The sequence below is a fragment of the Ruegeria sp. BC2 genome, assembly GCF_056539245.1.
The window spans coordinates 18,655-30,689 of sequence record NZ_JBQFUQ010000002.1; the positions used below are offsets into that span (position 1 = coordinate 18,655).

Annotated in this window: 14 protein-coding genes; 2 read left to right on the top strand and 12 right to left on the bottom strand. The window is 58.9% G+C overall.

The genetic code is table 11. The features are described 5' to 3' along the window. The gene (gene rplK, locus ACR0CU_RS10370) at positions 1-450 is read right to left on the bottom strand and encodes a 50S ribosomal protein L11 (RefSeq protein ID WP_093964340.1); all 450 of its coding nucleotides are present in this window, start codon (positions 448-450) and stop codon (positions 1-3) included. A gap of 459 nt (positions 451-909) precedes the next feature. Here rplK and ACR0CU_RS10375 point away from each other — a divergent pair, with 459 nt between their 5' ends. After that, the gene (locus ACR0CU_RS10375) at positions 910-2,448 is read left to right on the top strand and encodes a hypothetical protein (RefSeq protein WP_170447794.1); all 1,539 of its coding nucleotides are present in this window, start codon (positions 910-912) and stop codon (positions 2,446-2,448) included. A gap of 53 nt (positions 2,449-2,501) precedes the next feature. On the opposite strand, the gene ACR0CU_RS10380 is transcribed toward ACR0CU_RS10375, so the two are convergent. The 8 genes from ACR0CU_RS10380 to ACR0CU_RS10415 all read right to left on the bottom strand — a co-directional run bounded on the left by ACR0CU_RS10380 (position 2,502) and on the right by ACR0CU_RS10415 (position 9,831). After that, positions 2,502-3,329: a DUF2189 domain-containing protein gene (locus ACR0CU_RS10380; protein ID WP_480642998.1), complete on the bottom strand. Its 828-nt coding sequence runs from the start codon at positions 3,327-3,329 to the stop codon at positions 2,502-2,504. A gap of 221 nt (positions 3,330-3,550) precedes the next feature. Next, complete coding sequence (gene nusG / locus ACR0CU_RS10385; RefSeq protein ID WP_093964422.1) at positions 3,551-4,084, bottom strand: transcription termination/antitermination protein NusG; 534 nt, start codon at positions 4,082-4,084, stop codon at positions 3,551-3,553. Positions 4,085-4,331: 247 nt separating this feature from the next. Then, complete coding sequence (secE, locus tag ACR0CU_RS10390; RefSeq protein ID WP_093964338.1) at positions 4,332-4,529, bottom strand: preprotein translocase subunit SecE; 198 nt, start codon at positions 4,527-4,529, stop codon at positions 4,332-4,334. Positions 4,530-4,618: 89 nt separating this feature from the next. Beyond that, positions 4,619-4,777: a cbb3-type cytochrome oxidase assembly protein CcoS gene (gene ccoS, locus ACR0CU_RS10395; RefSeq protein ID WP_093964337.1), complete on the bottom strand. Its 159-nt coding sequence runs from the start codon at positions 4,775-4,777 to the stop codon at positions 4,619-4,621. A 5-nt stretch (positions 4,778-4,782) separates the two neighbouring features. Beyond that, positions 4,783-6,960 carry a heavy metal translocating P-type ATPase gene (locus ACR0CU_RS10400; protein ID WP_170447790.1) on the bottom strand — a complete coding sequence of 726 codons (2,178 nt, stop codon included), beginning with the start codon at positions 6,958-6,960 and terminating at the stop codon, positions 4,783-4,785. Positions 6,961-6,964: 4 nt separating this feature from the next. Next, a complete protein-coding gene (locus ACR0CU_RS10405) occupies positions 6,965-7,423 on the bottom strand; it encodes a FixH family protein (protein WP_170364356.1) in 459 nt (152 codons plus the stop codon). 3 nt (positions 7,424-7,426) lie between these two features. Beyond that, entirely contained in the window at positions 7,427-8,854 is a 1,428-nt protein-coding gene (ccoG, locus tag ACR0CU_RS10410) for a cytochrome c oxidase accessory protein CcoG (protein ID WP_170447787.1), read from the bottom strand. A gap of 101 nt (positions 8,855-8,955) precedes the next feature. Further along, the gene (locus tag ACR0CU_RS10415) at positions 8,956-9,831 is read right to left on the bottom strand and encodes a LysR family transcriptional regulator (RefSeq protein ID WP_170447785.1); all 876 of its coding nucleotides are present in this window, start codon (positions 9,829-9,831) and stop codon (positions 8,956-8,958) included. Positions 9,832-9,930: 99 nt separating this feature from the next. Here ACR0CU_RS10415 and ACR0CU_RS10420 point away from each other — a divergent pair, with 99 nt between their 5' ends. Continuing rightward, positions 9,931-10,092, top strand: a complete 162-nt coding sequence (locus ACR0CU_RS10420; protein ID WP_170364352.1) for a hypothetical protein — start codon at positions 9,931-9,933, stop codon at positions 10,090-10,092. A 150-nt stretch (positions 10,093-10,242) separates the two neighbouring features. On the opposite strand, the gene ccoP is transcribed toward ACR0CU_RS10420, so the two are convergent. Genes ccoP through ccoO form a run of 3 tightly spaced genes read right to left on the bottom strand, consistent with a single transcriptional unit; the run spans position 10,243 to position 12,028 of the window. Next, a complete protein-coding gene (gene ccoP, locus ACR0CU_RS10425) occupies positions 10,243-11,106 on the bottom strand; it encodes a cytochrome-c oxidase, cbb3-type subunit III (protein WP_170447783.1) in 864 nt (287 codons plus the stop codon). Then, positions 11,103-11,288, bottom strand: a complete 186-nt coding sequence (locus tag ACR0CU_RS10430) for a cbb3-type cytochrome c oxidase subunit 3 (protein WP_093964331.1) — start codon at positions 11,286-11,288, stop codon at positions 11,103-11,105. The genes ccoP and ACR0CU_RS10430 overlap by 4 nt, the downstream gene beginning before the upstream one ends. 11 nt (positions 11,289-11,299) lie before the next feature. Further along, positions 11,300-12,028 carry a cytochrome-c oxidase, cbb3-type subunit II gene (gene ccoO, locus ACR0CU_RS10435; protein ID WP_093964330.1) on the bottom strand — a complete coding sequence of 243 codons (729 nt, stop codon included), beginning with the start codon at positions 12,026-12,028 and terminating at the stop codon, positions 11,300-11,302. Positions 12,029-12,035: the final 7 nt, after the last annotated feature.

The following is a 12,035-nucleotide window of genomic DNA, read 5'->3' on the forward strand; positions in this document are numbered from 1 at the left end:
TTACTTCACCTCGATGCCCATGGAACGGGCCGAGCCCAGGATGATCTTCATTGCGCCTTCGACGTCGTTGGCGTTGAGATCCTTCATTTTGGCTTCGGCGATCTCGCGCACCTGCTTGGTGGTCACGGTTGCCACGGTCTCACGGCCGGGGTTCTCCGCGCCACGGGGGCGGTTGCGCTTGCCGACCGGCTTCAGACCGGCCGCCTTCTTCAGGTAGTAAGACGCGGGCGGCGTCTTGATGTCCATGGTGAAGGACTTGTCCTGATAGTAGGTGATCACGGTCGGGCACGGAGCGCCGGGCTCCATGTCTGCGGTCTTGGCGTTGAACGCCTTGCAGAATTCCATGATGTTGATGCCGCGCTGACCCAGCGCCGGACCAACTGGCGGCGACGGGTTCGCCTGACCTGCAGGAACCTGCAGCTTCATCGTACCAGCAAGCTTCTTGGCCATTTGGTTTTCCTTTCAACGTGAATGGGACGCGTCCCATCCGGTTTTATGTTGCGTGGTCCGATCCGGAATCGCGATCCCTGCGATCTCCCACGAGAGAATCTCGCCCGAAGACGATAGGGGCGGCGTTTACAGGGGAACGAATGGGTTGGCAAGTAGCCCAGTTCACGCCTTGGAAGCGCGTTTAACAGGGGGCATTCTAGATTGAGCTTAACACGGGCCTTCGCCTTACACTGCAAAGGATTGGAACCCTCAACTCGTCTGGCAGCTGCGCCAGACTAAATTTCATCGACTTTTAAGCTGATTACTCCTGCAAGTTTAACAATAACATACCAGCGGATTACTACACCAAAACCTTGTGGACGCGGCACAAAATTGTAGCTATGCGCATAATTGAGCAACCTAGTTTTTGGGTAATTTGCCCGTATCAACGCGTCATTTACAAATCGGAGAGAGGTTCTAATGCCTGTCGAAAAAAAAGCTCTTTTTCTGGGTTTTGTTTTATTTGGGTTGTTAATTGCAAAACACGACGCTTTTTTTCATGACGACGCCTACATCTCACTAAGGTACGCTCAAAACTTTTCCGAGACCGGCCTACTACAATGGAACCTCGGCGAAACAGTTGAGGGGTACACCAGTCTGCTGCATGTTCTGTTGGCTGGCTGGCTTATTGACGTTGGCATACCAGCGGTTTTGGCTGTTCAACTTTTGAATGCGATAGCAGCAGCTGCGGTAATTTTCATCACTTATCGTGCAACGAAAGAAATAACCAGCGATCCACAAGACAGGTTGGCGCGCTCGCTAACAACTTTAGCAGTCGCTTGCTCTTCGTCGATCGCAATATGGACCTTGGGTGGGCTGGAAGCGGTTTTCGTCGCGGCGCTTCTCATAGGCGGTGTTTGGGCGCTTCTTAGCTTTTTAAATAGAGAAGATCCTTGGGTGCTTGCCTGTTCTTGCACAGCATTTTCGCTCGCAGCCCTAACCAGACTAGATTCGTCAGTATTTATTTTTGGTGCAGCAATTGGCCTTTTACTCTCGTCCCAATTGCCTATTAGACAAAAATTCGTGGCAGCATCTTTAGTTGTGGGCGTTCCTGCGGCCGTGGCGTTTGCACAAGTCGGTTTACGCTTAAAGGTCTACGGTGAGGTTCTCCCACTAACTTACTACGCCAAAGCAGATCTTCCCATTTTGTTAAAAATTCAAAGCGGCGCACCCTATGTTGCCCGGGCCGTAGTGGTCGTTCCGGTAGTTGGCTTGGCGATACTCGGTGTTGCGTTAGCAACTATTAAGAAAAGGATTGATGGTTCCACAGTCTTGTTGCTTGTTCCCATAATCCTGCAGTTATCTTATGTGGTATGGGCGGGCGGAGACCACATGCCATCAAATCGTATGATTGTACCGCTTATCGCACCCAGTGCATTACTGCTACTTAGTGTAAGCATACAACTTGGAACTCGATGGCTTTATTGGCTGCCCCGAACCGCTTTTTTGCTGACGGTAGGCATAGCTGTCATGCAACCAAAAAAACACAAAGATCCTGCCGCGTTTTTTGGTGAGATTGTGGGTAGGCACATCGACGAGAAGTGGCCGCGCGACATCACTGTCGCATTAAACACAGCGGGCTCCACTCCTTTTTATGCCAACACTGGGCGAGTATTTATCGACATGCTTGGGCTGAACGACCCTGTAATCGCAAAACGAGAAAACATTCCGATACTGATTGACAACCAACTGAGACCGGGACATGCCAAAGGCGATGGTGAGTATGTGTTGACGCGAAAAGCGGATCGCATTGTGATTGGACCCTCGCAGGGCGCAAAGGCCGAAGATCCATGGTTTTTGTCTGACGTCGAGCTAAACCAATCGATTGAATTTCACTCTTGTTATGAAGAGCGTACTGAAGAAATTACCTATTCTCGTGATCCATTAAGGCTAGGTCCGGAACAACCTGAGTTGCTAATATTTACCTACTACGAACGTACATGCCCCCTAGGTTTGTAATGAATTCAATAAATCAAAAAAATAAGTGCGTTCTGAATTGATACGCCCCCCCCCTATGGACCGGCAGACGCCTCCGGCTGCACGGCGCGCTGGTAGAGATGCCAAGTGGTATGCCCTAGGATCGGCAACGTAACGACAAGCCCCAGAAACGCCGGCACCAGCGACAACAGCATAGTGACCGAGATGATGGCCGCCCAGCCAAGCATGACCACAGGGCTTTCGGCGACAACACGGAGCGATGCAAGCATTGCCGTTACGAAATCGGTGTCGCGATCCAGCAGCAAGGGCATGGCAACAACAGTCACCGAAAACAGAACGGCGGACAGAAACGCGCCGACGCAGGTGCCAACTGCCAGGAAAGCCCAGCCTTGGGGGGTAAAGAACACGGTGTTCAGGAAACCGTCGAAATCCGAAAACGAGGCATTCTGCAGGATGATCGCCAACCAAAGCCGAACCTGGTAGATCCATACCCAGAAAACGAACAGCGTAACGAAGGCCATCCAGCCCATTTCCCGCTTACGCTGATTGGCCATGACCGTCAGTATTTCCGACCAGCCAAAATCCTCTCCGGCCTGAAGTCGACGCGACATCTCATAGAGGCCTGCAGCGGCGAAAGGGGCGACCAGCGGAAATCCCACGACGGCAGGAATGATCATCCAAATCTTTCCAAGCCAGACCAGGCTCCAGACCAGCAGAAACCCGAAGACGGCATAGAACAGTCCGAAAAATCCGCTCATGATGGGACGCGCCAGAAAGTCGGAGAACCCGGCCTTCAGCGAGTCGGTGATGTCGGCGGCAGTGACCGTGTTGACCATAGGCATCGTCCGCTGAGGCGGGGTCAGCTTGTCGGGTGGCGTGGGGCCTGCAGCCTTGGATGTCATGACAGAGTCCTCCCAAAGCATCACTGCGCGCAAATCCTCTGGCCCATGAGCCCGGCTGCGCAACGGTCATACCTGTACCAAGCATAAGTGTGCATCAGGCAAGGAGTTAGGGCAAGCGGCCAAGGCTGTGGCGAAACCTTACCGGCAAGCACCAGAAACAGTTGCGCCGCCTGTTACGGCGGCGCGTTCGATTCCGGCACGATCAGTTCCTGCAGGAATGATCAGCTCTGCTTGGTGACCTGCGTAAAGTCCAACTCGACCGGAGTTTCGCGCCCGAAGATCGAGACGGTAACCTTCAGCTTCTGGTTCTCGTCGTCCACGCCCTCGACCATACCGTCGAAATCCTCGAACGGGCCGTCGTTGACTTTGACCTTCTCGCCAACCTCGAAGCTGATCATCAGCTTGGGTGCTTCCTCACCTTCCTGAACACGGTTGAGGATCTGGTTCACCTCGGCGTCGCGCATCGGCATTGGGCGGCCCTGCGGACCCAGGAAACCGGTGACCCGGTTGATCGAGTTGATCAGGTGATAGCCTTGATCCGACATTTCCATGTGCACCAGTACGTAGCCGGGCATGAAACGGCGTTCAGTCGTGACCTTCTTGCCCCGGCGCACCTCGATCACCTCTTCGGTGGGAACCAGAACCTCGTCGATCTCGTCCTCAAGGCCGTGCTCGGCCACCGACGTGCGGATCTGCTCTGCGATCTTCTTTTCGAAATTCGAAAGAACGCTGACCGAGTACCACCGTTTCGCCATGAACCTGTCGTCCTTGTTTGCCTTTGGCGCGCCGCGTCGGGCGGACGCACCTGAATTGAAATTTTGTCGCGGTCCGGCCGCGTGTTCCGGAATAAAAAGCGGCGCGCAGTCCGAATCGCCGCACGCCCATCCCGAAAGGTCCCGCGTCAACTACTCTGACATTGCCTGCTGTGCAAGGGGGCAGTGCCGGTCGGGCGCCCGAAGCGGGCGCGTCTCGGCGCGATCCGACGGGACCCGGCAGTCGGCTTTAGCTGAACATACCCAGGATCAGTTGCAGACCGCCGCGAATGCCCAAATCCACCAGAGCAAAGAACACGGCAGTCAGAGCCGCCATGATGAACACCATGACCGTGGTCAGCAGAACCTCGCGCCGCGTCGGCCAGACGACCTTTGCAACTTCGGCACGGACTTGCTGAATGAACTGGATCGGGTTTGTGGTGGCCATTAGGCTTGGTCTCTCTGCTAGCGGATGGGCCGGACATAGCCGGGCATTGCGGCAATTTCAAGGGCCGTCGGCATCACGATTGCACCCGGTCAGGACTTGGGGCGATCATCCCACTCATTGCTCAGAATCCGTCGGGCATCGCCTTCGGGGTCGTCATATTGGTTGCTGCGGACCGTGTAGATGAACGCCACCAGCCCAACACCGCCCAACAGCAGCGAAATCGGTATCAGATAGGCCAGAACTTCCATTCGGATCACCTCAGGCGCAGAGCGTTCAGAGATACGGTAATCGACGATGTGGACATCGCCAAGGCCGCGATCAAGGGCGTCGCAAGGCCGGCAACGGCCAAAGGCACCGCGATGACATTGTAGATCGTCGCAATCTGAAAATTCTCGCGGATGCGCTTCGTCGCCCGGACAGCAGTATGGCAGGCATCGGCGATCGGCGACAGGTCATTGCCCAGCAGGACGATGTCCGAAGCCACGCGGGCCGCATCCAGTGCCGATGCCGGAGAGATCGACGCATGGGCCGCCGCCAGCGCGGCTGTGTCGTTCAACCCGTCACCGACCATTAAAACCCGGCGGCCTTGGTCTGCCAGCCTCTGAATGTGTCGCGCCTTGTCCTGCGGCAGTGCCCGCGCGACCCAGGTCTCGATCCCCAGATTCTCGGCCAGGGTTTTCACGGCGTTGGTCGTGTCCCCGGACATGAGGATGACGTCCTTGCCCGCATCGCGCAAAGCCGCGACCGCGTCGGCGGCGCCGGGGCGCAATGAGTCGGCAAAGCGGAACTCGACCGGGCGATCGTCCCCCACCGCCAACCAAGCCGCGGTGTAATCACCTTCCGTCGCGCCCACCCATTCGGCTCGGCCCAGCCGCACGAGTTGCCCCTGAAACTGGCCTTCGGTCCCGCGACCGGGAATCTCGGTGACGTTTTCAACCTCGGCCGGGGTATACCCCTCGGCCCGAGCGGCCCGGGTCAGGGCGACCGCCAGCGGATGCGCCGAAGCCTGTGCCAAGGCCAGAGCGATCTCGATCTCACGGCCTGTGTGTTCGCCACCGTTGACCAGTTGAGGCGCGCCTGATGTGAGCGTTCCGGTCTTGTCGAACACTACGGTGTCGACCTCGGCCAACCGCTCCAACGCGGTGGCGTCCTTGATCAGCATCCCCTTGCGGAACAGCCGCCCCGAGGCTGCGGTGGTGACCGCAGGAACCGCCAACCCCAACGCACAGGGGCAGGTGATGATCAGCACAGCGGCGGCGATGTTCAGAGCTGTGCGCAGATCGCCAGAATAGATGTACCAGCCAACGAAACTGAGTGCGGACAGGATATGAACCCCGGGGGCATACAGCTTGGCCGCCTTGTCCGCCAAGGACGTATAGCGCGACCGCCCGGATTCCGCGATGGCCACAAGATCTGCCATGCGGTGCAGCGAAGTCTCTTCGCCCACCGCCGTTGCCTGAATGGTCAGCGGCCCGGTCAGGTTGACCTCACCCGCGCTGACCTGTGTTCCCGGCTGGGCGAATACCGGCAGGGTTTCACCGGTCAGCAAAGACCGGTCCAACTCGGATTCACCGGTCACGATCTTGCCGTCCACCGGCATCCGCCCCCCTGGTCGCACCAGGATCAGGTCACCGACGGCCAGTTCGGCAACAGCGACCTCGCGCTCGGCCCCGTCAACAAGACGGATGGCGCGCGGCACCTCGAGGGCTGTCAGCTCTTCCGCGGCGGACCGGGCCGCGGCACGGGTGCGGTAATCCAGATAGCGCCCCGCCAGCAGAAAGAACGTCAGCGTCAAAGCCGCATCGAAATAGGCGTGCTCACCGCTCAGCGCCGTTTCCCAAAGCGAAGTGACCAAGGCCAGCAGGATTGCCAGAACGATCGGCACGTCCATGTTCAGGCGGCGAACACGCAGCGCGCTCCACGCGTTGGCAAAAAACGGTTGGGCCGAGAACGCAATGGCCGGGAGGGCGATGGCCGCCGATATCCAATGAAACATGTCGCGCGTCGCGTCAGTGGCGCCGGACCAGACGGACACTGACAGCAGCATCACGTTCATCGATGCAAAGCCGGCGACAGCTAGCCGCATCAAAAGGTCTCGTCCGGCCTTGTCTGATTGCGTGGCTGACAGGGCACCGGGATCCAGCTCATGCGCCTCGTACCCGGCCCGATCGAGGACCGGGATCAGGTCCGTTGCCCGAACCTCGGGGCCCGCCTTGATCAGAACGCGCTTGAGCGTCAGGTTGACCCGCGCGTCCTGTACGCCGGGGTGCGCGTTCAACGCACGTTCGACATTGGCAATACAGGCCGAGCAATGAATGCCCGGCAGTGACAGCGCGATCTGAACGTCGACCGGTACCGGCCTGGCCGGTTCCGCCGGAGCCGCGATGCAGCCCGGACAGGCTGCGGTCCCGGATGTCACCTGCGACGACATCAGCCTAACCCTTGATGTACAACGGAATGCGCCGACTGAATTCCGCGCCGTCCGCATCGCGCGCGACGATACGGACATTCCAGTTGCCTTTTCCAAGTGTCGCCGGGGTGGAATACGCCACACCATCAAAGGTGAAGTCCGGCGAAAAATCCTCGCGCATATGAGTTGCGCGGCCGACCACGGCTTGCAGCTCGGCCACCCGCACAGGCACGCCTTGCGCATCCGTGATGCGAAGGATCAGCAGGCCGCCCTTGGTTTCCACGTCTGCATCCCAGCCCAGAGACTGCTGCTCCTGCAGCTTTTCATTGAACTCCTGACTGGCAACGTAGGAGTTCTTGACCTCGAGCCCGGGAAATGTCGCGACTGCTTTGTAGGCCAGCACCAGATTGACGGCGATGATGACCCCGAAGGCCCCGACAAAAACCGCGAGAGCGTGCTTTCCGGTGAATTTGCGCTCGGCCATGGTTCAGTTCCCCCGCCCGTTGAACGTGGTGTCCTTGTAGGCGCGCTCGCCGCTTTGCAGGTCTTCAACCCAGATCCGGACCGGTGTCGTTTCAGCCATTGCGGGCGCTGTATCTTTCGCGGCGACGATGTAGACCCGGGTCAACTGTGCCGTGTCCGCAGTTACGTTTACCGTATCCAAGTCCGTTCCTTCAATCTGAACCTGCAGGCTTGGGTCACCGACCAGAGACAGTTTGAACAGCCGGTCTTCGCCATGTTTGTTCCGCAACCGCACGTCGTAGGTGTTGCGGATCGAACCGTCGGACATGGTCACGAATGTCGGATTGCGCACCGGCGCCACCGTCAGATCGATATCCGACCGGATGAACAACGCAAACAGCAGGCCAAATCCCACCAGCGACCAAAGCGCGGTATACATGATCGTCCGGGGCCGCAGGATGTGCTTCCACACGTTCTTGGGAGCCTGGCCTGCGCGTTCACGCGTTTCGTCGCTGAGCGCCATATAGTCGATCAGACCGCGCGGCTTGCCGATCTTGGCCATCATGTCGTCGCAGGCATCGATGCACAGCGCGCAGGTTATGCACTCCAGCTGTTGGCCATCACGGATGTCGATCCCGACCGGGCAGACATTGACGCAGGCCATGCAATCGATGCAGTCGCCCAGTTCAGAGTCGGCCGTCCGTTTGCCCTTGCCGCGCGGCTCGCCCCGCCATTCTCGATAGCCAACCACCAGCGTGTCCTCGTCCATCATCGCCGCCTGAATTCGCGGCCACGGACAGGCATAGATGCAGATCTGCTCGCGCGCGAACCCGCCGAAGAAAAAGGTCGTGCCGGTCAGAACCAGCATGGTGGTATAGGCGATCGGATGAGCGTTGCCGGTCACAAGGTCCCGCGCCAGGGTCGGCGCATCCGCGAAATAGAACACCCAGGCCCCGCCGGTCGCCAGACCGATCAGGAACCAGACCACCCATTTGGTCAATCGCAGGCGGGCCTTACGGAAATCCAGCTTCTTCTGACGATGAAGGCGCAGGCGGGCGTTTCGATCGCCTTCGATCCAGCGCTCGACCAGAATGAAAAGGTCGGTCCAAACCGTCTGTGGGCAGGCATAGCCGCACCACACCCGCCCCAAGGCCGACGTAAACAGGAACAGGCCCAAGCCGGCCATGATCAGCAGTCCGGCCACAAAGTAGAATTCGTGTGGCCAGATCTCGATCCAGAAGAAGTAAAAGCGGCGGTTCGCAAGATCCAGCAGCACCGCCTGATCCGGAAGGCTGGGCCCCCGATCCCACCGGATCCACGGCGTCACATAGTAGATGCCAAGCGTGACGGCCATTATGATCCATTTGAGGTTCCGAAACTTGCCGGAAACGCGCCGTGGAAAGATCGGTTCCCTTGCGGCGTAAAGGCTGGGGGCTGGGGTGTGATCGCTCACGGCATGGCTCCGGATCTTGCTGTTTGTCGGGCGACTTGTTCCAGATCATACACCGGACAACTTTGACATGGGTCAAAAGCGCATCGCGCAGACACCTTTTGTCACACCTGGTTCGCTTGGCGTTTCAGCCACCCGACGAACGTCTTCACCGCCTTTCTCTGCGGCGTTTGCGCCGTCACGATGTGGTAGCCTCGGGCGTCAGGTGCGACATGCAGTTCAACTAGTCTTCCGGCCACGATATCACGTTCGACGAAATGTCGCACCGTCACCGTGACACCCTGCCCCGCGCGAACGCCCTCAAGGACCAGGTTGCCCGGCAGACTGGTCCGTCCGGCGCCTGGGTCCATGGCCGCCCCATGTTGTGCCAGCCATGTGCTGGCTTCGGTCGTGCCCACCTCTTCCAGCCACGGCAAACGGGCCAGATCAGCCGGCGACCACTCGGATCTGGACCCTAAGAGACTGGGCGCGGCAACGATGACCATCGGGGTTTTCAACAACATCTCGGACCGGACACCCGGCCAACCGCCTGCCCCATATCGAATCGCGACATCCACCCCGCCGGGGCGCAGATCGACCAGTTCCGGTGACGGATCCAAGGTCAGATCGATCCCGGGGTGATCCGACCGGAAAATCGGCAGCCGCGGCATCAGCCATGAAGCCGCAAATGAGGAGGTCAGCGAAACGTGTACCGGCCGATCCTCGCCCGCGTTCACCAGGTCCGAGACCGCCGCATGGATGGCGCCAAACCCCAGCTGAACGCTGCGCGCCAGGTGTTCGCCATCCGACGTCAGGACCAGCATCTTGCCCGACCGGTCCAACAGGGTCACGCCCATATGCGCCTCAAGCGCGCGCAACTGCTGGCTTATGGCGGCATGACTTACATTCAACGCATCGCCAGCTTTGACGATATTTCTGTGCTCGGCAAATGCAGCGAAAGCCCGTAGCGCCGATAGTGGCGGAAGGTTCAGCCAGTCCATATGTAACCTCTGCTTACATCGGAACACGGTAATTGAGTCGCAAGTATCCGGTCAAGAGCCGATGCTGGAACCCGAGTTCATCGCATCAGGAGAAAGACCATGCTGAACATCTACGCTGCTTCCTTCATGACCGCCACGCGGTTGAACGCCCCCAAGCTACGCGACGCGCCCAAACCGAATGCGCCAAAAAGGAAAAGATGGCTGCCCGCCGGACACTGGTGGGTCAGCAAGAGCCGCGAGTTGGATCCGCGCAACCTTTAGGATCAGTTTGCGTGCCCGCGCTGGACCGGGGCCATTGTCAGCACTATTTTCGGAAAATGCGGTGCCGGCTGTTCAGGAAACGCGCGAACAGATGGAACAGCCGGCACCTAGGCCTTCGGGCGGCACGCCGCCCGAAGGTGTTCCTGGATCTTATTGACCGCCACCCAACTGGTGGACATAGGCCGACACGGCGCGGATCTGCGCCTCGGTCAAACGCGTATCCCAGGGGGGCATGACGCCAAAGCGGCTGTAGGTCACCGTTTCGGTCAGCGTTTTCTCATCGCCGCCATACAACCAGATCGCATCCGTCAGGTTCGGTGCGCCCTGCGCGATATCGCCCTTGCCGTCTTCGCCGTGACAGGCCGCGCAATTGTCGTCGTAGACAACCTTGCCCGCCTGCGCCGCAGCATCGTCGGTTTGGGCGTTGGTCAGCGACATCACATATTGCACGACCTGGGTGATTTCCTCGGGCTCGAGGATCTCGCCGAATGCCGGCATTTCGGAGTAGCGCGCGTCGTCGCTTTCTTCGTTGCGAATGCCGTAGCTGACCGTGGTGACGATGTCATCCAAGGTGCCGCCCCACAGCCAGGCGTCGTCCAGAAGGTTCGGGAAACCCTTTGCGCCCTGCGCGCCCGATCCGTGGCACTGAGCGCACCAGGTGCGGAACACTGCACCACCGGCGTTGACCGCATATTGCTGCAGCTCGGCATCCTTGGCGATATCATCCAGCGGTGTCTCGACCAGCTTGGCGTTCCACGGAGCGTTGGCCTCTTCAAACGAAACCATCTCCTTCTGAACCAGCTCGCGCGAGGACCAGCCAAGCACACCGGCGGTTGCAGATTGCACCAGCGGCCACGCCGGATACATGATCGTGTAGATCACACCCCAGAAGATGGTCGCGTAGAAGGTCCACAACCACCAACGCGGCATCGGATTGTCGAATTCCTCGATGCCATCCCAGCTGTGACCGGTCGTCTTGGGATCACCCGGCTGTTTTTCAGGTGTCTTGCTCATTTCCGCGCCTCCTCGGATGTGGCGGGTTTGTCTTGATGCCGGAACGGGATGTTTGCGGTGTCCTTGTATTCCTTGCTGGCACCGGGGCGGAACACCCAGATGACGATGCCGACAAAGAAGGCGAACAACAGAAGCAGCATCCAGCTATCCGCGAATTGCCTCAGGATCGTGTATTCTTCCATCACACCCTCCTTTAGCGGCTTGCATCCGGGGTGAAGGTCGAGAAGTCGACCAGCGTTCCCAGCATCTGCAGATATGCAACCAACGCATCGGCTTCGGTCAGTTCCGGCTGACCATCGAAGTTGCGCACGTTGACGTTTTCGCCATAACGCTCCAGCAGCCCGTCATAGTCGCTGTCCGGATCGGCCTGCGCCCGGAAATCGGCAACTGCGTTTTCCAGCATCTCGTCTGTGTAAGGCGTGCCCAAAACCGCATTGGTGGCCATGATGTCACCGATATACCGGCCGTCGATCTTGCGGTTTTCCAGAAAGCCGTATTTCGGCATCACGGACTCCGGCACCACCGATTGCGGATCACGCAGATGGTCCACGTGCCATTGATCCGAGTAGCGGCCACCCACACGGGCCAGATCAGGCCCGGTGCGTTTGGACCCCCACTGGAACGGGTGGTCGTACATCGACTCGGCCGCCAGCGAGTAGTGGCCATAGCGCTCGACCTCGTCCCGCATCGGGCGGATCATCTGACTGTGGCAGACATAGCAGCCTTCGCGGATGTAGATCTCACGCCCCGCCATCTCGAGAGGGGTGTAAGGGCGCATGCCCTCCACCTTCTCGATTGTGTTCTCAAGGTAGAACAGCGGGGTGATCTGAACGATGCCACCGATGGTCACGACCAGGAAGCTGAAGATCAGCAGGAGGGTCGCGTTGGTCTCGAGGATCTTGTGTTTGTCGAGAATTGCCATTGCTCCG